General features: G+C 67.9%; 19 protein-coding genes and 1 pseudogene. 10 read left to right on the forward strand and 10 right to left on the reverse strand.

Annotated features, from left to right (window positions below; all coding sequences use genetic code 11):
• Positions 1–147 precede the first annotated feature (147 nt).
• Together LXM94_RS20740 and LXM94_RS20745 are read left to right on the forward strand one after the other, a co-directional pair.
• A complete protein-coding gene (locus LXM94_RS20740; protein WP_235773371.1) occupies positions 148–468 on the forward strand; it encodes a 2Fe-2S iron-sulfur cluster-binding protein in 321 nt (106 codons plus the stop codon).
• A gap of 10 nt (positions 469–478) precedes the next feature.
• Positions 479–1,159, forward strand: coding sequence for an NAD(P)/FAD-dependent oxidoreductase (locus LXM94_RS20745; RefSeq protein ID WP_235773372.1), 681 nt, complete (start codon positions 479–481; stop codon positions 1,157–1,159).
• Between the two features lie 72 nt (positions 1,160–1,231).
• Here LXM94_RS20745 and LXM94_RS20750 read toward each other — a convergent pair whose 3' ends face one another.
• The 3 genes from LXM94_RS20750 to LXM94_RS20760 all read right to left on the reverse strand — a co-directional run bounded on the left by LXM94_RS20750 (position 1,232) and on the right by LXM94_RS20760 (position 6,027).
• Positions 1,232–2,479 carry an ABC transporter substrate-binding protein gene (locus LXM94_RS20750; protein ID WP_235773373.1) on the reverse strand — a complete coding sequence of 416 codons (1,248 nt, stop codon included), beginning with the start codon at positions 2,477–2,479 and terminating at the stop codon, positions 1,232–1,234.
• Positions 2,480–2,504: 25 nt separating this feature from the next.
• Positions 2,505–4,613, reverse strand: a complete 2,109-nt coding sequence (locus tag LXM94_RS20755; RefSeq protein ID WP_235773374.1) for a putative bifunctional diguanylate cyclase/phosphodiesterase — start codon at positions 4,611–4,613, stop codon at positions 2,505–2,507.
• A gap of 811 nt (positions 4,614–5,424) precedes the next feature.
• The gene (locus tag LXM94_RS20760) at positions 5,425–6,027 is read right to left on the reverse strand and encodes a DUF922 domain-containing Zn-dependent protease (RefSeq protein ID WP_408015671.1); all 603 of its coding nucleotides are present in this window, start codon (positions 6,025–6,027) and stop codon (positions 5,425–5,427) included.
• 176 nt (positions 6,028–6,203) lie between these two features.
• On the opposite strand from LXM94_RS20760, the gene folP reads away from it, so the two are divergent.
• Genes folP through folK form a run of 3 tightly spaced genes read left to right on the forward strand, consistent with a single transcriptional unit; the run spans position 6,204 to position 7,978 of the window.
• Positions 6,204–7,058: a dihydropteroate synthase gene (gene folP, locus LXM94_RS20765; RefSeq protein ID WP_235773375.1), complete on the forward strand. Its 855-nt coding sequence runs from the start codon at positions 6,204–6,206 to the stop codon at positions 7,056–7,058.
• A gap of 28 nt (positions 7,059–7,086) precedes the next feature.
• Positions 7,087–7,455 carry a dihydroneopterin aldolase gene (folB, locus tag LXM94_RS20770; protein WP_235773376.1) on the forward strand — a complete coding sequence of 123 codons (369 nt, stop codon included), beginning with the start codon at positions 7,087–7,089 and terminating at the stop codon, positions 7,453–7,455.
• Complete coding sequence (folK, locus tag LXM94_RS20775; protein WP_235773377.1) at positions 7,445–7,978, forward strand: 2-amino-4-hydroxy-6-hydroxymethyldihydropteridine diphosphokinase; 534 nt, start codon at positions 7,445–7,447, stop codon at positions 7,976–7,978. Before folB ends, folK begins: the two co-directional genes overlap by 11 nt.
• A 22-nt stretch (positions 7,979–8,000) precedes the next feature.
• On the opposite strand, the gene LXM94_RS20780 is transcribed toward folK, so the two are convergent.
• The 4 genes from LXM94_RS20780 to LXM94_RS20795 all read right to left on the reverse strand — a co-directional run bounded on the left by LXM94_RS20780 (position 8,001) and on the right by LXM94_RS20795 (position 11,832).
• Positions 8,001–8,552 carry a hypothetical protein gene (locus tag LXM94_RS20780; RefSeq protein ID WP_235773378.1) on the reverse strand — a complete coding sequence of 184 codons (552 nt, stop codon included), beginning with the start codon at positions 8,550–8,552 and terminating at the stop codon, positions 8,001–8,003.
• 136 nt (positions 8,553–8,688) lie between these two features.
• On the reverse strand, positions 8,689–9,765 hold the full coding sequence (locus LXM94_RS20785) for a YcjF family protein (RefSeq protein ID WP_235773379.1): 1,077 nt from the start codon (positions 9,763–9,765) through the stop codon (positions 8,689–8,691).
• Positions 9,762–11,237, reverse strand: coding sequence for a YcjX family GTP-binding protein (locus LXM94_RS20790; protein ID WP_235773380.1), 1,476 nt, complete (start codon positions 11,235–11,237; stop codon positions 9,762–9,764). Before LXM94_RS20790 ends, LXM94_RS20785 begins: the two co-directional genes overlap by 4 nt.
• A 70-nt stretch (positions 11,238–11,307) precedes the next feature.
• On the reverse strand, positions 11,308–11,832 hold the full coding sequence (locus tag LXM94_RS20795) for a SixA phosphatase family protein (RefSeq protein ID WP_235773381.1): 525 nt from the start codon (positions 11,830–11,832) through the stop codon (positions 11,308–11,310).
• Between the two features lie 356 nt (positions 11,833–12,188).
• On the opposite strand from LXM94_RS20795, the gene dksA reads away from it, so the two are divergent.
• Entirely contained in the window at positions 12,189–12,608 is a 420-nt protein-coding gene (gene dksA / locus LXM94_RS20800; RefSeq protein WP_235773382.1) for an RNA polymerase-binding protein DksA, read from the forward strand.
• A gap of 163 nt (positions 12,609–12,771) precedes the next feature.
• On the opposite strand, the gene LXM94_RS20805 is transcribed toward dksA, so the two are convergent.
• On the reverse strand, positions 12,772–13,737 hold the full coding sequence (locus LXM94_RS20805; protein WP_235773383.1) for a flagellar biosynthetic protein FliO: 966 nt from the start codon (positions 13,735–13,737) through the stop codon (positions 12,772–12,774).
• Between the two features lie 273 nt (positions 13,738–14,010).
• On the opposite strand from LXM94_RS20805, the gene cckA reads away from it, so the two are divergent.
• On the forward strand, positions 14,011–16,629 hold the full coding sequence (gene cckA, locus LXM94_RS20810; protein WP_235773384.1) for a cell cycle histidine kinase CckA: 2,619 nt from the start codon (positions 14,011–14,013) through the stop codon (positions 16,627–16,629).
• Positions 16,630–16,711: 82 nt separating this feature from the next.
• A pseudogene (locus tag LXM94_RS20815) lies at positions 16,712–17,053 on the forward strand (VOC family protein); the annotation flags it as partial.
• Between the two features lie 20 nt (positions 17,054–17,073).
• On the opposite strand, the gene LXM94_RS20820 reads toward LXM94_RS20815, so the two are convergent.
• Positions 17,074–18,000, reverse strand: coding sequence for a pseudouridine-5'-phosphate glycosidase (locus LXM94_RS20820; RefSeq protein WP_235773385.1), 927 nt, complete (start codon positions 17,998–18,000; stop codon positions 17,074–17,076).
• 52 nt (positions 18,001–18,052) lie between these two features.
• Complete coding sequence (locus LXM94_RS20825) at positions 18,053–19,000, reverse strand: carbohydrate kinase family protein (RefSeq protein WP_235773386.1); 948 nt, start codon at positions 18,998–19,000, stop codon at positions 18,053–18,055.
• A gap of 224 nt (positions 19,001–19,224) precedes the next feature.
• Here LXM94_RS20825 and recA point away from each other — a divergent pair, with 224 nt between their 5' ends.
• The gene (gene recA, locus LXM94_RS20830) at positions 19,225–20,313 is read left to right on the forward strand and encodes a recombinase RecA (protein ID WP_235773387.1); all 1,089 of its coding nucleotides are present in this window, start codon (positions 19,225–19,227) and stop codon (positions 20,311–20,313) included.
• A 295-nt stretch (positions 20,314–20,608) separates the two neighbouring features.
• Complete coding sequence (gene alaS / locus LXM94_RS20835) at positions 20,609–23,269, forward strand: alanine--tRNA ligase (protein ID WP_235773388.1); 2,661 nt, start codon at positions 20,609–20,611, stop codon at positions 23,267–23,269.
• Positions 23,270–23,498 lie beyond the last annotated feature (229 nt).

The following is a 23,498-nucleotide window of genomic DNA, read 5'->3' on the forward strand; positions in this document are numbered from 1 at the left end:
GCCCGCACCCCGGGCGCGGCGCGACCGATGTTGACTGTAGTTTGGAATTGTTGGAAGAAACCGCCGGAAGCGGCGCCTTCCGACACCCTCCAGCGCTGCCGCAAGCTCGTCGGCAGCCGTGCAGCCACATCGATCCGGGACCTGACCATGACCAAACTCACCATCGTTGCCTTCGACGGAGCGCGCCATGACCTCGACGTCGCCAACGGCTCGACCGTCATGGAGAACGCCGTGCGCAACGCGATCCCCGGCATTGAGGCGGAATGCGGCGGCGCCTGCGCCTGCGCCACCTGTCACGTCTATGTGGACGAGGCCTGGAGCGAGACGGTGGGACCGCCGGAGGCGATGGAGGAGGACATGCTCGACTTCGCCTATGACGTGCGCCCCACGTCGCGGCTGTCCTGTCAGATCAAGATGAACGACGCGTTCGACGGTCTCGTGGTGCATGTGCCCGAGCGACAGGCCTGAGCCGTCGGACGTGCCGCCCCGGGCGGCGGACGCCGACGTCGTCATCGTCGGCTGCGGATCCGCGGCGCTTTATGCCGTCTTCCAGCTCGGGCTCTACAAGCTGCGCTGCCTGCTCGTCGACAGTCTCGACAGACCCGGCGGCCAGTGCGCGGCGCTCTATCCCGACAAGCCGATCCTCGACGTTCCGGGCTTTCCCGAGACGACCGGCGACGCGCTGATCGAAGCGCTGCTTCGCCAGGCGGCGCCCTTCGCGCCCCGCTTCATGCTGCGCGAGAGAGCGGACAGCTTCTCCGCGGAGCCCGGCGGTGGCTTCTCGACACATCTGCAGGGCGGCACGGCGGTCCGCTCGCGCATCGTCGTCGTCGCATCCGGCCTCGGCAGCTTCACCCCGGACGGGGCCTCCGGCGACCCGAGGCTGGCGTCGCTTGCCGCCGGGCCGGCCGGCGACTGGCCGCTGGCGCGCGGCCGTTTCGGACTGACGGTCGACCCCCGGAGCCTGGAAACGTCTGTGGAAGGCGTCTATGCCATCGGCGACGCCGCCGACTATCCGGGCAAGCTGAAGCTCATCCTGTGCGGCTTCCACGAGGCGGCACTGATGACACAGTCGGTGCGCCATCGCATCACAGGGGTCCGCCGCCCGCCGCTCTATACGACGGCATCCGGTTCGGGACGCGCGGAGCGTCCCGACTGACGCCTGTCTGCCGGTCCGCAGCGCATGGCGGCGTGACGACGCCCGGTGCAGAGGTTCGTCGACGGTCGCCGGTCATCCCTCCGAGACCACCTTGACCAGCCGCTGCTGGGCGGCATCCGGCAAGAGGGTGTGGTCGTCGAAGAACTCCGCCAGCACCGCGATCCAGCCCTCGGACATCTGGGACGGCATGGCCATGGACTGGGCGCTGACCTGGCTGTTCTGCGCGATCATCTTCAGGCCGAGCTGCCCGCAATGGTCCAGCCCGGCCGGATTGACGTCCGTCCTGACAGGAAGGGATCCCTTGATGCGGCTGAAGGCGACCTGGTTGTCGCGGTCAAGCAGCATGCGGGCGAAGGCCCGCTGCGCATTGGCCGCGTCGTCGCGGTTGGTCAGCGGAAAGGCGAAAGCATCGATCACCATGAAATAGGCGATCTCCGTGCCCGGTGCCAGGTTGCAGTCGAAGTCCGTGTCGGCGGAGTAGCCGCGCGCGACCAGTTCGCCCTTGGCCCAGTCGCCCATGAACTGCATTGCAGCCGCGCCGCTGCCGACGGCGGCCGTCGCGTCCGCCCACGTCTTGCCCTGTCGTGCGGAGCGCGGTTCGGCATAGAGCGAGATGCGCCGGAGCACGGCGAGCGCGTCGCGCACCCGCGGGTCCATCACGGCACTTGCATCGCCGCTGATGATCCGGGCATAGCTCTCCGGACCGAGCTTGTCATAAAGAATATTGTTGAAAATCAGGGATATCTCCCAGCCTCCGCCGCCAAGCGCGAAGGGCAGGCGGCCCGCCGCCTTGATCTTTGCGGCCGCGGCGAAGATGTCGTCCCAGCTTTGCGGCAGCGGCAGGCCGGCCGCCGCGAACAATGCCCGGTTGGTCCAGAGCCAGTTCTCCGCGTGGATGCCGGCCGGAGCGAAATAGACCTTTTCGTTGTACGAGATGCGGTCGAGCACCGCTGCGGGCAGGACATCGCTCCAGCGGTCCGAGCGGGCGACCTCGTCGATGTCCAGCACGATCCCCATTTCTGGAAGCTCACGCGATCCTTCGTTGGCGTTCCACTGCATGACGGCCGGCGCATAGCCGTTGGCGATGCGGTCGCTGACGGCCCGCTGCACCGCCACCTTGTTTTCCGCCGGCATGTCGGCCCATTGATTGCCGGCTGCTTTCCACGCCTTGCGGAAGACATCGAGGGCGGCGGATTCGCTGTGCGATACCCAGAAATGCACGACGTCGACCACCTTTCCCGGATCGGCGTCCGCGCGCGGCGCCGTGGCGGCGGCGATCAAAGTCGCCAGAAGACATGTGCGCAGTGTCGTTCGTCTCATTCTCAGTTCTCCAGCCTAGTGTTGTTCAGCGCTGCCGCGCGGCGCGCCGCGCGACCGACCAGACGGCGGCCTCTTCCCGGCGATCGACCGTCGCAACGGCGGACGGCAGGCGCCGGGCGGCCGCGGCGGCGGGCTCCGGTTTGGCAAAAAGGTAACCCTGGCCGACCTCGCATCCCGCCTCCAGCAGAAAGCGGCGCTGGCGCTCGGTCTCGATCCCTTCGGCGACGCACCGCTTTCCGAGATTGCGGGAAAGATCGACCATGGCGCGCAGAATCTGCTCGGAGCGCGTATCGACGCCGATGGCGCTCACGAAGCTGCGGTCGATTTTGAGCTCGTCGAAGGGGAAATCCCGCAGATGCACCAGCGACGCGAAGCCCGTGCCGAAATCGTCGAGCGAGACCGACACGCCGCGCTCGCGCAACCAGGTCACCGTCTCAAGGATCTTGTCCGCATTCCGGTTGAGGAACACGTCCTCGGTCATCTCGACGGCGAAATCACGCCACTCGAGATGGTTCTCCGCGACGATCTGCGCGAGCATTTCACAACCGTCGGAGCCGACGAGAAGAACCTCCGGAAAATTGACCGCGACCGTGCCCGGCGACAGGCCGGCGTCCTTCCAGGTCCGCAGGTCGCGGCCGACGATCGTCGTGACGGCGCGCGTCATGCCGCGCATGAGATGCGATCCCTCCATCAACGGCAGGAAACGGCCGGGCGGCAGCAGGCCGAGTTCCGGATGCTGCCAGCGGACAAGCGCCTCGAATCCCATGTGGCGCCCCGTCGCGAGGTCCACCTTCGGCTGGTAATGCACCACGAACTCCTCGCGGTCGACGGCCAGGGCGAGGGCCAGGCGGAGCTGGTTCTGCTCCAGCCGCTGGGCAAGCGCCGCCTCGTCGAAGATCACGGCGGCGTTGCGCGCGCCCTTCGCCGCATAGAGCGCGAGGTCTGCGACCCGGATGAGCGTCGCCTCGTCGGTGGCATGGACGGGCACGACGGCGCCGCCCACGCTGGCGGACACCTGGACCGTGCGGCCGTCGGCGAGAAAATCCGAGGCGATCGCCTCGACGGCGCGATCGGCGATCGACTGGAGCGTCGCCGTGTCCGCGATGCCCGGAAGCAGCACCGCGAACTCGTCGCCGCCGAGCCGCGCCGCGACATCCCCCGGGCGGACCACCCTCTGGAGCGCACCGGCGACATGGCGCAGCACGGCGTCGCCGACCGGGTGTCCGAAACTGTCGTTGATGCTCTTGAAGCGGTCGAGATCGATCAGCAGCAGGGAGAACGGGCTGCCGTCGGCCTCCGCGCGCGACAGCATCGCCGCGAGCGCGAAATTGTAGGACGAACGGTTGTCGAGCCCGGTCAGTGCGTCCGTATGGGCGAGGTGGGAGAGCTTGCCCTCGAAATCCATCGTGCGGCGATGCTCGCTGCGCAGTTTCCGCAACAGCGGCATGAACAGCAACGAACTGGCGAGGACCAGTATGGCCACGAGCACGGCGAGCAGCGCGGCACCGATCAGGCGGGCATTTCCGATGCTCGCCGCGCTGCGGTCATGCACCTGTTCGATGAGCTCGGCGAACTGCCGCATGATGATGCTGTCGGACGACACGGCGAAATCGATCGGTCCCCAGAAGGAATAGCGCTGCTGGCGCTCCTTCAGGCCGATGCTGGCAATGTGCGAGGCGCGGCGAAGGAAATCGTCGAGCCGCGTGTTGAGATCCGTGTAGAGCTGGACGGAGACCGTTGCCCGCGGATGAAGCTTCTCCAGGAGATTGCGATCGATGTCCTCCTGCAAAGCCGCGATCCGGGTCGTCATCGTGCGGACGTCGCGGATTGCCGCATCGACGTCCTTGACCATGGTCGTCAGGATGTACTCCGGCAGCTTTTCATCGGCCGAGGCGCGCATCAGCGCCCGCGTCAGGTTCGCAAGCTGCTGGAAGCGGATGAATTGCCGGCCGGTGAGGAAGCTGATGTCCTGCTGCAGCGAATGACGGTCGAGCGCGATGGTGATCGTCGAATAGGTCGCCCCGATGAGGAGCGTCATGACGACCGTCGCGCCGATATAGTGCCGGCTGATGGACCGGATATACTTCTCGACGGACAGCGCTGACTTGACAGACGGCTTTGGCTGCACGGACATTTCCCGATCATCTCCCGATGAGAAGACCGAAGCAGCCGGCTTTCGACCGATGCCGGCGAGTGCTCCGCCTTCGAGACCGGAGCGGCCCTGCCATGTCTTCCCGTTGTCGCGCGGGCCCCGCTCATAGCGGGTCCGGCGATGGAATATCTGTCAGCGCGAGTCATTCCGCCGAAGGTCTTGAACCGGCGGGAGCGGAGTGGCCTCCCTTGCCGGACCGGCAGCCGCACAGGCCGCCGCCAGGGGCGACGGTTCCGTCAGGCGCCCTCCCGCCCGACCTCTCCAGCCCCTGCAAGCCGGATGGTTCGCTGCCTCGGTTAATGGCCGCTTAAATTAGCGAATGCCGATGTCGATGGTTGCGGGATTCGGATAGGCCGGCGCAAAGTGACCACGACGCCTGCGGCGACGCCGGCCTGCGGATTGGCAAAAAAATGCCTCGCCGGTCTTTGGGACGGGCGAGGCAAAGAGGGCGCATCGCAAGCAGGAGAGGGAGGAAAACACCTGCTGCACAGAAGACGCGCCAGGAGAACCTGTTGCAAACTGAGAATTTTTACTGTGAACCGGAAAAATCATCTTCCGTCGAACTGTTGAATGCAGATTAGAATGATTCACCGAAGCGCGCCATCGCTAGAATTCACCAGTCATTTTATCTGTTTTTCCGCCGCCACTCAGCCGATGCGCGCAAGGTCTTAACCGGTCGGCAACCTTTGCGCGGATACGGCCGGATGCACTTGGCGTTGCCTTCGGCGGGCACGGCCGTTTCGACGGCGCTATCCGAAGCAGGAAGCGGCCGGGGCAGGCAGGGCTGGCGGGGTTACTTCGCCTGTTCGAGGCGATAGGCGAGCAGCCGCAACATGCGGGCGTTGAAATTCTTCGCCTCGACCGTGTCGAAACGCGCCTGATCCTTGTCATGTGCCTCGACGGCGTCCGCGGTGGCGCGGTCGACGCGGGCCTGCATGCGTTCGCAGTCCCTGTCGGGGCGCAGAGCCTTGAGGCTGCGTTCCAGATCGCGGGCGTGGTTGCGGGCGATCTCGGCGTGGCGCTCCTCGTGCCGCTTGATGTCGCGCGCCAGCGTGTCCCAGATCAGGGCCAGCGAGGCATTCGCGCTGCGGCGGTGCTTCCAGCGCGGCAGAATGATGTTGGTCGAGACCGTGATGCTGGCTTCGCCGACGGCGCAGCCCTTGCCGTGCCGCACATAGGTGACGGAGCCGCCGAACTTGATGCGGGTGGCGCCCGGATGGCGCGCGCCGGTGCTCTTCATGATCGGGCCGCGCCGGTCGAGTTCCTTGTCGAGTTCGGCGGCCGTCTTGCCGCCGACGGCGAAGTAGGAAAAGCTCTTCGTGGCGATCGTGTCCGCTTCGACCGGCGTGACGACGGCGGCGAGAAAGACAGCGATCAGCATCGTCTTCAGGTTCATGTGCCGCGCTTCCGTCTCATGTCCGTTTCGCTGCCCCGGCCGCTCCGCCGCCGGGCGGGGCCGCGTCCGCACGGCGAAGCCAACGGCGCGCCGGTTGCCATCGTCGCAAGCTTGGGGCATAGGCTCTGCGAGCGCAACAGCAAATTCCGGTTTCGGTAAACCGCCGCGGAAGGCCCATGTTTTCTCCCTTCGATCCCTTCATCTGGCGGCTGGCGCACGGCGCGTGCCTCGAGCTCGGCCCCGTCGGGCGGATCATGGCGATCGTCAACGTCACGCCGGATTCCTTTTCCGACGGTGGTCTCTACGACCGGGTCGAGGCGGCGGTCGCGCGGGCGATCGCCTGTCGCGAGGCAGGCGCCGACATCGTGGATATCGGCGGCGAATCGACCGCGCCGGGCGTCGCCGCCGTATCCGCGGCCGAGGAGCAGGACCGTGTGCTGCCGGTGATCGAGGCGCTGGCGCGGCAGGGCGGCCTGATCCTTTCCGTCGACACCTACCGCGCCGAGACAGCCCGCCTTGCGGTTGCGGCGGGCGCCCACATCGTCAACGACGTGCACGGGCTGCAGCGCGAACCGGCAATCGCCAGGGTGGCGGCGGAGACCGGGGCCGGTCTCTGCATCATGCATACGGGCCGCGACCGCGTGAAGCTCGCCGACGTCATCGCCGACCAGGTCCGGTTTCTCGATCGCTCGCTGGAAATCGCGCGGGAGGCCGGCGTCGCGGACGAGCGCATCGTGCTCGACCCCGGTTTCGGCTTTGCCAAGGATACGGACGAGAACCTCGCGCTGATGGCCCGTTTCGGCGAGCTTTGGCGCTTCGGGCGACCGATCCTCGCCGGCACCTCGCGCAAGCGCTTCATCGGCGCCGTGACGGGGCGGGAGGCGGCCGGACGCGATGCCGGCACGGCGGCGACGACGGCGCTTCTCAGAAACGCCGGGGCGGCCGTGTTCCGCGTGCACGATGTCGCAATCAACCGGGACGCCCTTCTGATGGCAGATGCTATGCTCGCGGCGCGTGGGGCAAAGGCCTGAACCGGCCGGCGAAGACAGGACGAGGACAATGACGACGAGCTACACGATAACCCTCAAGAATTGCGCCTTCTTCGCGCGCCACGGGCTGCACGACGCCGAGGAGTTCCTGGGCCAGCGCTTCTTCGTCGACGCGGTGCTCGACGTGGTGCCGCTGAAGCCGCTCGCCGACGATTCGATCGAGTCCACCGTCGATTACGGCGTCGCTTTCCAGGAGATCGAGGCGATCGTCACCGGCCGGCGACGCTACCTCATCGAGGCGATCGCCCAGGAGATCGCCCTCAAGCTCTGCGAACGCTTCCCGCAGATCCGGCGCGCGCGCATCTCCGTGCGCAAGCCGAACGCGCCGGTGGCCGGCGTGCTCGACTATGTCCAGGTCACGGTCGACCATGCCGTCTGACCCCGGTCCGCAGACCGCCTCCCTCGGGCTTGGCGGCAATGTCGGCGATCCGGTCGGCTCGATGGCCGAGGCGCTGCGTCTCCTGGATGCGCTGGGGGGCTGCCGCGTCAGCGCCGTCTCGCGGCTCTACCGCACGCCGCCCTGGGGCAAGACCGACCAGGACTGGTTCTTCAATGCCTGCGCGCTCGTGGAAACGCAGATTGGGCCGGAGGATCTTCTGGATGCCTGCCTTTCCATCGAACGGCGGATGAAGCGGGAGCGGATCGAACGCTGGGGGCCGCGCACCATCGACATCGACGTGCTGACCTACGGCGATGTCGCGCAGCACGGCGGGCGGCTCGAACTGCCGCATCCGCGCATGACGGAGCGCGGCTTCGTGCTGATGCCGCTCGCCGACGTCGCGCCGGCGATGCTCGTCGACGGAAAGACCGTCTCGCAATGGCTGGAGACGGCCGATCTCACGGGAATTGAAGTGGCGGACGGCGATGCCGGCTGGTGGCGACGGCCGGCTGCGACAGGCTGAGGCTTGCCGCGGACCTTTGGCGTCAGTCGATCGAGCCGACGGCGACCGCATCGACCTTGCGGTTGAGCGACATGCCGATCACCGGCACCATCTGGTCGGCAACCTTGACGGAGATGGTGATGTTCATCGTCCTGTCGTTCTGCAGCCGGGCGACGAGCGCGCCGTTCAGCCTCTGCCGGGTGATGCTGACGACCATCTTGCCGTCGCTGACCTTGCCGCCGGTCACGTCGAGGCCCTTGCCGTTCGCGCCGTCGAGGAACTTGCCCTTGTAGCCGGCGCCCGACCGGGTGATCGTTGCCGACATCGGCTGCGTGAAGACGCCGACCCGGCACTGGCCGTCGAGCGTGATGCCGGTTTCGCTCGCGGCAAGCGGGTCGCCGGCCAGCGTGCAGTTGAATTTCGTGCCCTTGTACTTGCCGGCAACGATCTCGCCCGGACCCTGCCAGGTGCCGGCGACCCGCTCGAAGAAGGCCTTGTCGCGCGTGCCGGCATCGGCGGAGGGCGCGGCAGCGGAGAGGGCGGCGAGGCAAGCCGCTGCGGCGGCGCGGGCGATCAAAGAGGTGCGCGAGAACATGAACGATCCTTGACGGGCTGGTCGTGATATGGCGGCAAGCATTGCGTCAGAATGGTTAACGGAGGGTTTCAGCGAGCGTCCGTCCGCCATCCCCGCTTCCGATTTCCGGCAGCTTTCGCCCGGCGTTGCAGATGTGTCACGCCCCGTCGGGCGTGCGGCTCCTGAACGCCGCCGGCGTCAGGTCGGCAAGGAAGTCGCCGACGCCCGGCCGCTTGACCGCGACGAAGGGGAGCGGCCGGCAGAGATCCATCGCGGCGATGCCGATTCGCGCCGTCATCAGGCCGTTGATGACGCCTTCGCCGAGCCGTGCGGAGAGTTTCGAGGCAAGGCCGTGGCCGAGCACCTGCTGCACGAGACTGTCGCCGACGGCGATCGAGCCGGTGACGGCGAGATGGGCGATCACGTCGCGCATCAGCCGCAGCAGGCCGATCTTGCCGGGACGGCCGCCGTAGAGTTCGGCCATGGCGCGGATGAGGCGGCTGCTCTCGTAGACGACATAACCGAGGTCGACGAGGGCGCGGGGGCTGACCGCGGTGACGATGGAGACGCGCTTGGCGGACGCGAGGATCAGCGCGCGGGCCTGCCGGTCGAGCGGCGCGAGCAGCTCGCGCTCGGCAAGCTCGAGCAGATGCGGCGCATCGATGATCTCGTCCTTCGTCTCGGCAAGCCGCGCCCGGCCGCGCGCCGTCTGCGGACGGGCGGCGACGAGGTCGACGAGGCGGGCGACCACCTTGCGCGCCGGGGCCGGAGACGACGAGAGCGCCGCCTGCCGCGCTTCCTCCTTCAGGTGCTGAACGGCGGCGAGCCGGCCGAGGCCGACCAGTTCGCGCAGCGCAAGCGCCGCAAGAGCGGCGGCGCCGACGGCGATCAGGCCGAGCGCCGCATAGCCGAGCCAGTCCTCGCGCGCAAAAAGATCGCGCACGAGGCCGTCGAGCCAGAGGCCGAAGGCCATCGAGAAGAGCAGTCCGAAGGCGGCCGCGGCGATCTTGCCGGCCGTCAGCCGACGGGGCCGCGGCGCCGCTTCGGGGGAGGGAGCCAGCGCATCGCCTGCGGCGGTCGTCTCGATGAACGGGTCGTCTGCGTCCGGCGTCAGCGTCACCGGCGCGTCGAAATGGCGCGGTGCCCGCACGCCCGGCACAGAGCTCGCCTTTTCCTCGGCGGCGACGGTGAAGGATGCGGGCCTGCGGCCGTCTTTCTTCGGGCCTTCGTTCATGCCAGCCGGTCTCCGATCAGATAGTGCAGGGCGCGGTCGAGGCGGATGTGCGGCACGGACAGCTTCAGCCCGCCGCCCGTTTCCTCGATCGCCGGCGGGCGGAAGCGCACGAAGTTCAGCTCCGGCAGCAGCACGTCGTCCGACCGGGAGTCGACCGCTTGAAAAAGTGATTCCGGATCCGCCGGCAAGTCTCCGGGAAATATAGCGGTTTTTCGTGTGCCGTCGAAGGTCTCGCCATTGATTTTCTCGCCCTGCATCGGTGTTCCGACGATGACGGGCAGGTCGTGCCCGTCATGGCGCACGTTCGCTTCGCGGGTCGCCCGTACGGAGGCGAGCGCCATCACCTCGATGTCGGCGCCGCTCATGCCGATGCGCTCCACGGCCCGGTCGACGAGGCGGCGGGTCAGCCGCTCCAGGCGATCATGACTCTCGTGGTGCAGATGATCGGCCTTCGTGGCGGCGATCAGCACGCGGTCGATGCGCCGCGTCAGGAACGCGGTCAGGAAATTGCTCGTGCCGGGACGAAAGCAGGCCATGACGTCGCCGAGCGCCCGTTCGAGGTCGTGCACGGCTTCGCTGCCGCGGTTGACCGCCTGTAGCGCGTCGATCAGCACGATCTGGCGGTCGAGCCTTGCGAAATGCTCGCGGAAGAAGGGTTTGACCACATGGGTCTTGTAGGCCTCGTAGCGCCGCTCCATCATGGCGAGCAGCGAGCCCTTCGGCGCCCGGCCTTCGGGCAGGCCGGGAAACGGCGCGAAGGTCAGCGCCGGCGAACCTTCCAGGTCGCCCGGCATGAGGAAGCGGCCGGGCGGCAGCGTCGACAGCGAGCGCTCGTCGGACTTGCAGGCCTTGAGATAGGCCGTGAAGGCGCGGGCGAGTTCCGCGGCCCCCGCCTCGCTCGCCTCGGCTCTCGGATCGAAGGCGCGCGCGAGCGCCAGCCAGTCGGCCGAAAGCGAGGCGCGTACACCCTCCTGCGCCAGCGACACGGTCGCGGCGCTGAACTGCCGGTAGTCCTGCGCCAGCAGCGGCAGGTCGAGCAGCCACTCGCCGGGATAGTCGACGATGTCGATGGACAGCCGTCCCGGCGACAGCAGCCGGCCCCAGCCGCTGGCGCTCTCGTAGTCGATGGAGAGCCGCAGCTGCGAGATCGCGCGGGTGGAATCCGGCCAGACGCGATCGCGCACCAGCGCGCGGATGTGCTCCTCGTACTGGAAGCGGGGGACGGCGTCGTCGGGCTGCGGCTCGAGCTTCGTGCGCGAGACGCGGCCGGAGCGCATGGCCTCGAACAGCGGCAGGCGGCCGCCGTTCAGGAGATTGTGCACGAGCGAGGAGATGAACACCGTCTTGCCGGCGCGCGAAAGGCCGGTGACGCCGAGCCGCAGCGACGGATTGACGAGACCGGCCGCGCGGTCGGCGATGTTGTCGAAGGCGATCAGGGCATCGTCGGCGAGGCTGGTCAGTTTCGGCGGCAAGGCTCTTTCCCGGTCGGTGGAGGCGTAGGGTTCGGATATAGGTGCTTTGCGCGGCGAAAAAAGCGCAGTGTCACGACGCGGTTCGCGGCGTGATGAAGCAGGAGAGCCGCGCCCCCTCGAAACGATCGTCCGTCGGGCGGCTGTCGAAATCGAGGACGGCGAGCCCGGCGGTCGGGTAGCCGAACGGGGCCGCAGTTTCGGCGATCGACGTGCCGAGAATGCGGTGGAAGAACTCCTCGACCATCGGATTGTGCCCCACGAGCATGACGGACGCCGACACGCGCGGCGCGAAGGCGATCTCCGCGTAGCTGGACGTCGGGCCGCTGTAGAGCGAGTCGACATAGTTCAGGTCGAGTTCCTCGCCGAGTGTCCGGCGCAGCGGTTCTGCGGTCTCGCGGCAGCGCACGGCGGTCGAGGAAAGGACGAGTTCCGGCCGGTAGCCCTGGTCGGCCATCTCCTCGGCGATCGCCTCGGCCTCGGCATAGCCCTCGTCGTCGAGCGGCCGGTCGAAGTCATTGCCGCCGGGCTGTGCCCAGGCGGCGCGGGCATGACGGAGCAGGAACAGTCTGAAAGCGGGCTTTTCGGTCGCTGGCAAGTGATGTCTCCCACGGCCTACGTTTCGCCGGAGGTTCCTTCTGTCGCCCGGCGCGACAAAGATCAACCGGTTTTGGAACGCAACGCAAGCCTTGTGTAAGCTTGCTCCTGCAGGATGCTGCCAATGGACGCGGCCCGGTGCCGGCGTTTTGCCCGCCGCCGTCGCGCCATCATGCGCCTGCGGCCGGTTGCGGCATGGCCTCCCTGGGCGGTCGTTTGTAATTTTGGTGAAATATTAGTCGGTTAGGTTGAATTTTGGGCAGGGTAAAAAAGCCGTGCGTGAATTTCCTCCGACTTGAATCGGCAGGTGCGGAGGGATATACAGCGGCCCTTGAGATGTTCTTCAGGAGAATCGCGTTGAGTGAGAAGATCGATCTTAGTACTTTCGTCCTCAACGAGGACGAGGAATTTATGAGTGCCAACCAGCGGGCTTATTTTCGAGCGAAACTGAACGCCTGGAAAAATGACATTCTGCGCGAGGCGCGCGAAACTCTCGACCACCTGGCGGAAGAAAGCGCCAACCACCCGGACCTCGCGGACCGGGCTTCTTCCGAAACCGACCGGGCGATCGAACTTCGGGCCCGTGACCGCCAGCGCAAGCTGATCTCCAAGATTGATGCGGCGCTGCAGCGGCTGGACGAGGGCACCTACGGCTATTGCGAGGAGACGGGCGAGCCGATCGGACTGAGACGGCTCGATGCGCGTCCGATCGCGACGCTGTCGATCGAGGCGCAGGAGCGTCACGAGCGCCGCGAGAAGGTCTATCGCGACGAGTGACGCTTCGGGAGCCGGCACTGCCCGTCCGCGAGGGGGCGGCGGCGCGCAATGGCTTGCGACTGGAATGGCGAACCCGCCCGATCTTTTTCGGGCGGGTTTTTTATGGATCGATGTTCTCGCGGACATTCTCGTGGCGCAGCGTGCTGCGACTGGGCGCCCTGCGTCAGGCCTTGCGGCTGGCGGCGATCTCGCCGAGCAGGCGGGCCATTTCGGCCTCGGTTTCCTCCCGGCTCTTCGATGCAAGCGAGCTTGCCGTGCCGGCAGCGGTCGTGTTCGCAGGCGACCGCGCCGCGGCGGCATTTGCGGAAATCTCCGCCTCGAGAATGCGCTCGAACTCGCTGACGAGGGCCGGATTGTCCGGCACCGAGGCGTTGCGCTCCGCCGGAACCGCGGCAGCCTGCAGCCGGTCGCTCGCGGGTGTCGCGATCACGCGCTGGCGGGCCTGGTCCAGGGCATCTGCCGCCGCCTGCGCCGCGCGTTCCGGCTGCTGCGCGGCAACGGGCCGCTCGATCGGCGCGGACAGCCCGGCCTGCGGCTGGATACCGCGGGACGGAAGGACCTGGGGCTGCTGCCCGGCGGCGCGGACGGGCTGGATGCCGGCACCTGTCGCGCCGCGGTTGCCGGACGGCGTCTCGTCGCGCCGGGCTTCGCCGCCGCCGTAGAGCACCTGGCCCATCGAGGAGACGCGTTCGGCCGGCGCCTGCGCGACGGCGACCGGCGGGGGCACGTCGCGCACCGGTGCCGGCGGCGCGGCGACAGGCGGCGAGGCAGCCGGCGTCGTCGGCCTGGCGCGTTCGGTCGCGGCGGCCGCCGCCTGGACGTCTTCCACGGGAACGACGGTCGCGCCGACGATGCGGCTTTCGACGACGATGTCGCTCGGCCCGCCGATCATCAGCAGGTGTTCGACGTCGTCGCGGCGCACCAGCACGAGGCGGCGGCGCGTGTCGATCGCCGCCGCGTCGAGCACGGCGAGGCGCGGCTGGCGGTTGCGGCCGCCACGCACGAAGGGCGAAGAGGGACGGTTGCGCAGGATCCAGAACACGAGCGCCAGGCACGCAAGCCCGAGCAGGACCACGACGGCCGCTATGATGAATTTCGAACCGTGCTGGGCGATGGTGTCTTCAAGCATGCATCACACTCCTGCGCAGTTTATCGCGGCAATTGACGGCATTTTTCAGGCCCCAGCAAGGATTGGCGCCGGATTGTCCAACGGAACCTGCATAGGCGCCGGAGGCGCGCATCGCAAGCGGAAGGAACGGGGTGCGGCAATTCCCTGTGAATAGGCGTCCGCGGCTTTTCTTCCGGGCCTTTTTGAGCTTCCCTCGCGGGGCTAAACATGATTCTTGCCGGGAGGCCCTTACGCGCACCCGGAGCCCGTTGCGCGGGGGCGAACGAGGGACCGATGACGAGAATGCGCCAGGCGGACGACTACCAGATGCCGGTGGTGGACAAGGGCACGCGGCCCGGCGTGGTGCTCCGCATCATCCTGCTTGCCGTCGTGCTGGTCGCCTCGGCCGGGGCCTTCATCCTCTTCAAGCACCAGCTCGACAACGAAATTGTGCTCGGCATCCTCGGCGTGCTCGCCATGGTGGGGATCTTCTTCCTCGTCTCGGCGATGATCGGCTTCATCGAGGTCATGCCGCAGTCGCACTCGGACGAACTTGCGCGGCGCTATATCGACACCCAGCGCGACGGCACGCTCGTCACCGACCGGAAGGGGCGCATCATCTATGCAAACGCTGCCTATGCCGCGCTGACGGGCGCCGAGGGCGAGGCGGGAGCACTTGCGCTGGAGACGCTGCTGTCGCGTAACCGCGAGGCGACCGAGGCCGTCTACCGGCTGACCAACGGCCTGCACGAGGCCAAGGAGGGAGCCGAGGAGTTCCGCCTGCTGAAGCCGCTGAACAGCCAGTCCGCCAGCGGCTCCGGGGCGCACTGGTACCGTCTGAAGGCGCGGCTGCTGCCGACGCAGGACAAGGGCGGCGAGGCCCTCTATGTCTGGCAGCTCGCCGACATAACCTCGGAACGCGACGACCAGGAGCGCTTCTTCAAGGAATTGCAGAACGCCATCGACTATCTCGACCACGCCCCGGCCGGCTTCTTCTCGGCCGGCCGCAAGGGCGAGATCTTCTACGTCAACGCGACGCTCGCCGAATGGCTCGGCATGGACCTGACGAAGTTCCAGCCGGGATCGCTGTCGATTGCCGATCTGGTGGCCGGCGAGGGGCTGGCGCTGGTGCAGTCGGTGCAGGCGGAGCCGGGTCTCAAGAAGACGGAGGTGCTCGACCTCGATCTGCGCAAGTCGAACGGCCAGAGCCTGCCGGTGCGCATGGTGCATCGTGTGACCTCGATGCGCGACGGGGCGCCGGGGGAGAGCCGGACGATCGTGCTCGCCCGCGATCCGGATGACACGCGCGACGAATCGGCTTCGGTCGCGTCGATGCGCTTCACGCGCTTCTTCAACAACACGCCGATGGCGATCGCCTCGGTGAACGGCGAGGGGCGCATCCTGCGCACCAACGCGCCGTTCCTGAAACTCTTTTCGGGCGTCGTTTCCCGCGACGACATCGACCGCGGCGTCACGATCGATCGCATCATGCACGAGACCGACCGGATGCGGCTTGCCGCCGCCCTCGACGCGGCGCGCGACCGGCAGGGCGACATCGCGCCGATCGATTCGCTGCACCCGACCGACGACGGCCGGCATTTCCGTTTCTACGTCAATGCGGTGATCGACCAGAGCGACGAGGCGCCCGAGGAGGGCGCCATCGTCTATGCCGTCGAGATCACCGAGCAGAAGGCGCTCGAGACGCAGATGGCGCAGACGCAGAAGATGAATGCGGTCGGTACGCTCGCCGGCGGCATCGCGCACGACTTCAACAACGTGCTGACGGCGATCCTTTTGTCCTCCGACCACCTGCTGCTCTCGGCGCGGCCCTCCGACGCGAGCTTTGCGGACCTGATGGAGATCAAGCGCAACGCCAACCGCGCCGCGGTGCTGGTGCGCCAGCTTCTCGCCTTCTCGCGCAAGCAGACGATGCGCCCGACGGTGCTCAACATGACCGATGTCGTCGGCGACCTGCGCATGCTGGTCGACCGCATGACGGGCACCAACGTCAAGATCGACATCGACTACGGCCGCGACCTCTGGCCCGTGAGGACCGATCTCGGCCAGTTCGAGCAGGTGCTGATCAACCTCGCCGTCAACGCCCGCGACGCGATGCCCGGAGGCGGCACCATCACCTTCCGCACGCGCAACCTGCCGGCCGAAGAGGCCAGTGCCCTGAACTACCGCGAGCTGCCGGACGGCGACTACGTGCAGATCGAGGTGATCGACGAGGGCACCGGCATCGCGCCGGAGATCGTCGACAAGATCTTCGAGCCCTTCTTCACCACCAAGGAGGTCGGCAAGGGGACGGGCCTCGGCCTTTCCATGGTCTATGGCATCGTCAAGCAGTCCGGCGGCTACATCTTCGTCACGTCCGAGGTGGGCAAGGGTACGACCTTCCGTATCCTGATGCCGCGCCATGTCGAGGAGCCGGCGCCGTTGGTGCAGGGCGGGGAATCGGCTGAAACGGCCGCGGCGGGGACGCTGCCCGTTGCGGCGGCCAATGGTGCTGCGCCCGACAAGGAGCCGCGCGACCTGACCGGCGGCTCGGCCGTCGTCCTGCTCGTCGAGGACGAGGAGGCGGTGCGGCGCGGCGGCAAGCGCATGCTCGAGACGCGCGGCTACACCGTGCACGAGGCGGGCTCCGGCGTCGAGGCGCTCGAGGTGATGGAGGAACTCGGCGGCGCCGTCGACATCGTCGTCTCCGACGTGGTGATGCCGGAGATGGACGGGCCGACGCTTTTGACCGAGCTGCGGAAAACCTATCCGGACCTGAAGTTCATCTTCGTCTCGGGCTATGCCGAGGATGCCTTTGCGCGCAACCTGCCGGCCGATGCCAAGTTCGGCTTCCTGCCGAAACCCTTCTCGCTGAAGCAGCTCGCCGAGGCGGTGAAGGAGATGCTGGACACCTGATCGCGGCGTGTCCCGCGCAGCGGCCGGCGGATATTCCGGCAGACAGGAGCCCGGACCGGCGTTCGATCATGGAGGACCGCCTTTGCGCCTGAACCGTCTGCTGCTCTATGTCCGCGACGTCGAGGCGGTCGCGGGCTTCTACCGGCGCCATTTCGGATACGAGGTCCGGCGGGAGGCGGGTGACCGCATCGTCGATCCGGCCGGCGGCTGCACGCTCATGCTGCATGCGGCGGCGCGCGGACAGCGCGCCGGGCAGTCGACGGTCAAGCTCGTGTTCGATGTCGCGGATGTCGAAGGATTCTGCGCCCGCGCGGCGGCGGACGGGCTGGCCTTCGGGCCGCTGCAGCGCGCCGAAGGCTACGTCTTCGCCAATGCGCGGAATCCGGTCGGAAACCCGGTCTCGGTCTCAAGCCGCGCCTTTCGTCCCGCGGCTGAGGTGGCCGCTCAGTCCGCCATCGCCACCGCGATCTCGGCGGCGAGCCGGGCATTGTTCTCGACGAGCGCGATGTTCGTCGCGAGGCTGCGCCCGTCGGTCAGCCGGAAAAGGCTGTCGAGCAGATAGGGCGTCACGGCCTTGCCGCTCACCTCGTCGCGCTCGGCATTGTCGAGGGCGCGGCGGATGTAGATCTCCATTTCCTGGCGCGGGATCTCGTTTTCCTCCGGCACGGGATTGGCGATCAGCATGCCGCCGTCGACGCCGAGCTGGTCGCGCACCCACTGGAAATTGGCGATCGCTGCCGGGCTGTTCAGCATCAGCGGGCTCTTCAGGCCCGAATCGCGCGACCAGAAGGCGGGGAATGCCGGGCTGTCATAGGTGACGACCGGCACGCCGCGCGTCTCCAGCACCTCCAGCGTCTTCGGGATGTCGAGGATCGCCTTGGCGCCGGCGCAGACGACGATGACGGCGGTGCGCGACAGCTCGTCGAGATCGGCGGAGACGTCGAAGCTGTCCTCGGCGCCGCGATGCACGCCGCCGATGCCGCCGGTGGCGAAGACGCGGATGCCGGCGCGGGCGGCGGCGATCATCGTCGCGGCAACCGTCGTCGCACCCGTGCGCCGCTCGGCGATCGCGAAGGCGAGGTCGGCGCGCGACAGCTTCATGGCGCCCTTGGTCTGCGCCAGAGCCTCGAGCTTTGCGCTGTCGAGGCCGATCTGCAGCACGCCGTCGAGCACCGCGATGGTCGCCGGCACGGCGCCCTGATCGCGGATGATGCGCTCGACGCTGCGCGCCATGTCGAGGTTGCCGGGATAGGGCATGCCGTGGGTGATGATCGTCGATTCGAGCGCGACGATCGGCGCGTCGCGCGCCTTGGCGGCGGCGACCTCGTCGGAATAGGCCATCGGCAAGAGGGGCGAGGCGGCTCGGGTCATGGCTGGTCCTTCCTTTGCGGTGCGCCCCGCAGGGCTGCCGTGCTTGCGGCTCTCATGGCAGCAATCGGGCCTGAGGCACAAGAGGCAAAAGCCGGTCGATCTCGCCGGCGTCCATGCTGTCGCAGACGGCATGGGGCGAGACGACGGTGAGGGCGGCGGCGGCGACACCCCGGCGCAGCGCCTCGCCGAGCGGAACGCCGGCCAGCCGGGCGGCGAGAAAACCGGCGGCAAGCGCATCGCCGGCGCCGGTGACGTCGGCGACCGTCGCGAGCGCCGGCGGCTCGACCAGCGCGGTTCCGCCGGCGTCGAAAGCGACGGCCGCCCGGGCGCCGCGCGTCACGACGCCGCCGGACAGACCGGCGGCGCGGAGCAGCTCCGGCCAGTCCTCGGGCCGTTCGGCGGCGTGGCCGGCCAGCGTGCGCGCCTCCGCCTCGTTCATGAAGACGTGATCGAGCCCGGCGAGGGCCGGGCGCAGGCGGACGACCTTTGCCGGCGAGATGCCGATCGCGACGGCCGGGACGCCTGCCGCGGCGGCCGCCGCCGCGATGGCCGCGACGGTCTCTTCCGGCAGGTTGGCGTCCGTCAGCAGCAGGTCGGCGGCGGCGATCGCCTCCCGCACCGCCCGCTGGCGCAGCCGCCGCGGCGTGAAGAAGCGGTAGAGGTCCATGTCGGCAAGGGCGATGACCAGATCGCCGTTCGCCTCGAGGATCGCCGTGTAGCTCGGCGTCGCGCGGTCGAGGAAGACGAAGGGCGTGTCCTCGACGCCGGCGTCGACCGCCGCGCGCTCGACCAGCGCGGCCGCCTCGTCGGCGCCGCGCGGCGAGACGAGCCGCACCGCATGGCCGAGGCGGGCCAGATTGCGCGCGCAGTTGAAGGTGCCGCCGCCGGCCTCGACGAACCAGGAGCCCGGATTGCTCGCGCCGGGACGGGTCTCGCCGGTTATGCGGCCGCGCCGGTCGACATGCGCGCCGCCCAGGGCCAGGATGCGCTTGCCGCTCATGCCGGCCCGCCGCGGACGGCGCGTCCGATTCGAGTTCGGGCGGCCGGCGCGCACGGATCGGCCCCGACAATGGTCCCCGGCGAAACGAAAAAAGAACACGCCGTCATTTGATCAGTTTTTTCATAAGGATGATGGGCTCTTGCGGAATGAGAACAAAAAGTGTACATACTGTTCATCGGCGGGTCGATTGCCTGTCTTGCTTCAATAACCTAAAGGTGGATCAGATGGCACAAAACTCTTTGCGGCTCGTAGAGGATAAATCCGTGGACAAAAGCAAGGCACTCGAGGCGGCACTCTCCCAGATCGAGCGCTCCTTCGGCAAGGGCTCGATCATGAAGCTCGGCTCGAAGGACAGCGTCGTGGAGATCGAGACGATCCCGACGGGGTCGCTCAGCCTCGACATCGCGCTCGGCGTCGGCGGCTTGCCGCGGGGGCGCATCATCGAGATTTACGGGCCGGAAAGCTCCGGCAAGACGACGCTGGCGCTGCAGACCATCGCCGAGGCGCAGAAGAAGGGCGGCATCTGCGCCTTCGTGGACGCGGAGCACGCGCTCGATCCGGTCTATGCCCGCAAGCTCGGCGTCGACCTCGAAAATCTGCTGATCTCGCAGCCCGATACCGGCGAGCAGGCGCTTGAGATCACCGACACGCTGGTGCGCTCCGGCGCGATCGACGTGCTCGTCATCGACTCGGTCGCGGCGCTGACGCCGCGGGCCGAAATCGAGGGCGAGATGGGCGACAGCCTGCCCGGCCTGCAGGCCCGCCTGATGAGCCAGGCGCTGCGCAAGCTGACGGCGTCGATCTCCAAGTCGAACTGCATGGTGATCTTCATCAACCAGATCCGCATGAAGATCGGCGTCATGTTCGGTTCGCCGGAAACGACGACGGGCGGCAACGCGCTCAAGTTCTACGCCTCCGTCCGCCTCGACATCCGCCGCATCGGCTCCGTCAAGGAGCGCGACGAGGTGATCGGCAACCAGACGCGCGTCAAGGTCGTCAAGAACAAGATGGCGCCGCCCTTCAAGCAGGTCGAGTTCGACATCATGTATGGCGAGGGCGTGTCGAAGACCGGCGAGCTCGTCGACCTCGGCGTCAAGGCCGGCATCGTGGAGAAGTCCGGCGCCTGGTTCTCCTACAACAGCCAGCGCCTCGGCCAGGGCCGCGAGAACGCCAAACTGTTCCTGCGCGACAATCCGGACACGGCGCGCGAGATCGAGATGGCGCTTCGCCAGAATGCCGGGCTGATCGCCGACCGCTTCCTGGAAAACGGCGGTCCCGACCCGAACGACGGGGACGACGCCGCCGAGGCCTGAGCGGTCCCGGTCCCTTTCGCAAGGCCTGTTCCGGCCGGCCCGCGCACTCGCGCCGGGCCGGTTTTCGTTGTCGGCGTTTCGGCGCTGGACAGGGCAGGGGGCGGACGATAAAAGCCATGGGTTTTCACGGTTCGGACAGGGATTTGCCGTGTCCGGGCGGCAACGATGCCGGCCGCGGCCTTTCGGGGCGAAGCGGCGGCAGGGGGACGGCCGTGCCGGCGTGGCACGGCGGATCGGAACGACGGCGGCCGGAGCGCGATGCCCGGCACCAGGGCAGGGATGTGAAGGGCGTATCATGAGCGGCGTGAATGAAATCCGGTCGACATTTCTCGACTATTTCCGCAGGAACGGCCACGAGGTCGTGCCGTCGAGCCCGCTGGTGCCGCGCAACGACCCGACGCTGATGTTCACCAATGCCGGCATGGTGCAGTTCAAGAACGTCTTCACCGGCCTCGAACAGCGGCCCTATTCGACGGCGGTGACGGCGCAGAAATGCGTGCGTGCCGGCGGCAAGCACAACGACCTCGACAATGTCGGCTATACGGCGCGCCATCACACCTTCTTCGAGATGCTCGGCAACTTCTCGTTCGGCGACTATTTCAAGGAGCGCGCCATCGAGCTTGCCTGGACCCTGATCACCAAGGAGTTCGGCATCGACGCGAAGCGGCTGCTCGTCACCGTCTACCACACGGACGATCAGGCCTTCGACCTCTGGAAGAAGATCGCCGGCCTCTCGGACGACCGCATCATCCGCATTCCGACCAGCGACAATTTCTGGGCGATGGGCGATACCGGCCCCTGCGGCCCCTGTTCGGAGATATTCTACGACCACGGCGACCATATCTGGGGCGGCCCGCCCGGCTCGCCGGACGAGGACGGCGACCGCTTCATCGAGATCTGGAACCTCGTCTTCATGCAGTTCGAGCAGGTCACGAAGGAGGAGCGCGTCGCGCTGCCGCGCCCGTCGATCGACACGGGCATGGGCCTCGAGCGCGTCGCCGCGCTGCTGCAGGGCAAACATGACAACTACGACATCGATCTGTTCCGGGCGCTGATTGCCGCCTCGGTCGAGGCGACGGGCGTTCCGGCCGAGGGCGATCGGCGCGCCAGCCACCGGGTCATCGCCGACCACCTGCGCTCCTCGGCCTTCCTGATCGCCGACGGCGTGCTGCCCTCGAACGAGGGCCGCGGCTACGTGCTGCGCCGCATCATGCGCCGCGCCATGCGCCACGCGCAGTTGCTCGGCGCGCACGATCCGCTGATGTGGCGGCTGCTGCCGACGCTGGTCGCCGAGATGGGCCGCGCCTATCCCGAACTCGCCCGCGCCGAGGCGCTGATTTCCGAGACGCTGAAGCTCGAGGAAACGCGCTTCCGCAAGACGCTGGAGCGCGGCCTGTCGCTGCTGTCCGACGCGACCGCGACCCTCGACAAGGGCGACACGCTCGACGGCGAGACCGCCTTCAAGCTCTACGACACCTATGGTTTCCCGCTGGACCTGACGCAGGACGCGCTGCGCGGCCGCGGCATCGGCGTCGACCTGACCGGTTTCAACGATGCGATGCAGCGCCAGAAGGCCGAGGCCCGCGCGAGCTGGGCCGGCTCCGGCGACAAGGCGGCCGAGACGATCTGGTTCGAGCTCAGGGAAAAGCATGGGGCGAGCGAATTCCTCGGCTACGACACCGAGACGGCGGAAGGCGTCGTGCAGGCGATCGTCCGCGACGGCGCCGCTGCGGACAAGGCCGCGGCCGGCGACAGGGTGGAGGTCGTCGTCAACCAGACGCCGTTCTACGGCGAGTCCGGCGGCCAGATGGGCGACACGGGCGTGATCGTCACCGATCGCGCGCGGCTCGCCGTCACCGACACCCAGAAGAAGGGCGAGGGTCTTTTCGTCCATGCGTGCCGCGTCGAGGAGGGCACGCTCGCCGTCGGCGACGCGGCGGCGCTCACCGTCGACCACGCGCGCCGTTCGCGGCTGCGCGCCAACCATTCGGCGACCCACCTGCTGCACGAGGCGCTGCGCGAGGTGCTTGGCACCCATGTGGCGCAGAAGGGCTCGCTCGTCGCGCCCGAGCGGCTGCGCTTCGACGTGTCGCATCCCAAGCCCATGACGGCGGAAGAACTGAAGCGCGTCGAGGAGATGGCGAACGAGATCATCGTGCAGAACGCGCCCGTCACGACCCGCCTGATGAGTGTCGACGACGCGATCGCCGAGGGCGCGATGGCGCTGTTCGGCGAGAAATACGGCGACGAGGTGCGTGTCGTCTCGATGGGTGAGGGCATCCGCGGTTCGAAGGCCGGCAAGCCCTATTCCGTCGAACTCTGCGGTGGAACGCATGTCGCGGCGACCGGCAATATCGGCCTCGTGCGCGTGCTGTCGGAAAGCGCCGTCGGCGCCGGCGTGCGCCGTCTGGAGGCCGTCACCGGCGAGGCGGCGCTTGCCTATCTCGCCGAACAGGACGAGCGGGTGAAGACGCTTGCCGCGGCGCTGAAGGTGCAGCCGGGCGAGGTGCTCGGCCGCGTCGAGTCGCTCATCGACGAACGCCGCAAGCTCGAGCGCGAGCTTTCCGAGGCGAAGAAGAAGCTGGCGCTCGGCGGCGGCGCGTCCGACGGTGCCGAGGCCGTGCGCGAGGTCGCCGGCCTGAAGTTCCTCGGCAAGGTGGTGAGCGGCGTCGAACCCAAGGACCTGAAGGGCCTCGCCGACGAGGGCAAGAAGAACCTCGGCTCCGGCGTCGTCGCCTTTGTCGGCGTTTCCGGCGACGGCAAGGCGAGCGCCGTCGTGGCGGTGACCGACGATCTGACGGCGCGCCTCAGCGCGGTCGATCTGGTGCGGATCGCATCCGCCGCGCTCGGCGGCAAGGGCGGCGGCGGCCGGCCGGACATGGCCCAGGCCGGCGGCCCGGACGGTGCCCAGGCGGCAGCGGCCGTGGAGGCCGTCGCAGCCGCGATCGGCGCCTGACACCACAGCACGGTGGCCGGCGCGGAGCGCTCCGGTCCGGACCAACGCGGGAGCCGGCGCTTTTCGGAGTGCCGGCTCTTTCGATTCTGCGGGGTGCCGCCCTAAGGCGTGTCGCGTCTATCTGGAGCCAACCCGAAGGGCATCTTTCCGCCTGGATCAGAGGCGATCGGCTCGGACGTAGCGAGGAGTATGCCCTTCGCCAATCGCCTCTGCCAAGACGAAAACCTGC

It is taken from the genome of Rhizobium alarense, assembly GCF_021555155.1.
GTDB lineage: Bacteria > Pseudomonadota > Alphaproteobacteria > Rhizobiales > Rhizobiaceae > Rhizobium_D > Rhizobium_D alarense.

What these genes read in the sequence shown, in the direction of transcription:
- LXM94_RS20785 (WP_235773379.1), bottom strand. Translation starts at nt 9,765, where the DNA reads ATGAACGAAGGCCCGAAGAAAGACGGCCGCAGGCCCGCATCCTTCACC.
- LXM94_RS20760 (WP_408015671.1), bottom strand. Translation starts at nt 6,027, where the DNA reads ATGAACCTGAAGACGATGCTGATCGCTGTCTTTCTCGCCGCCGTCGTC.
- alaS (WP_235773388.1), top strand. Translation starts at nt 20,609, where the DNA reads ATGAGCGGCGTGAATGAAATCCGGTCGACATTTCTCGACTATTTCCGC.
- LXM94_RS20820 (WP_235773385.1), bottom strand. Translation starts at nt 18,000, where the DNA reads ATGACCCGAGCCGCCTCGCCCCTCTTGCCGATGGCCTATTCCGACGAG.
- recA (WP_235773387.1), top strand. Translation starts at nt 19,225, where the DNA reads ATGGCACAAAACTCTTTGCGGCTCGTAGAGGATAAATCCGTGGACAAA.
- LXM94_RS20740 (WP_235773371.1), top strand. Translation starts at nt 148, where the DNA reads ATGACCAAACTCACCATCGTTGCCTTCGACGGAGCGCGCCATGACCTC.
- LXM94_RS20780 (WP_235773378.1), bottom strand. Translation starts at nt 8,552, where the DNA reads ATGTTCTCGCGCACCTCTTTGATCGCCCGCGCCGCCGCAGCGGCTTGC.
- folB (WP_235773376.1), top strand. Translation starts at nt 7,087, where the DNA reads ATGACGACGAGCTACACGATAACCCTCAAGAATTGCGCCTTCTTCGCG.
- LXM94_RS20755 (WP_235773374.1), bottom strand. Translation starts at nt 4,613, where the DNA reads ATGTCCGTGCAGCCAAAGCCGTCTGTCAAGTCAGCGCTGTCCGTCGAG.
- folP (WP_235773375.1), top strand. Translation starts at nt 6,204, where the DNA reads ATGTTTTCTCCCTTCGATCCCTTCATCTGGCGGCTGGCGCACGGCGCG.
- cckA (WP_235773384.1), top strand. Translation starts at nt 14,011, where the DNA reads ATGACGAGAATGCGCCAGGCGGACGACTACCAGATGCCGGTGGTGGAC.
- LXM94_RS20805 (WP_235773383.1), bottom strand. Translation starts at nt 13,737, where the DNA reads ATGCTTGAAGACACCATCGCCCAGCACGGTTCGAAATTCATCATAGCG.
- LXM94_RS20825 (WP_235773386.1), bottom strand. Translation starts at nt 19,000, where the DNA reads ATGAGCGGCAAGCGCATCCTGGCCCTGGGCGGCGCGCATGTCGACCGG.
- LXM94_RS20750 (WP_235773373.1), bottom strand. Translation starts at nt 2,479, where the DNA reads ATGAGACGAACGACACTGCGCACATGTCTTCTGGCGACTTTGATCGCC.
- folK (WP_235773377.1), top strand. Translation starts at nt 7,445, where the DNA reads ATGCCGTCTGACCCCGGTCCGCAGACCGCCTCCCTCGGGCTTGGCGGC.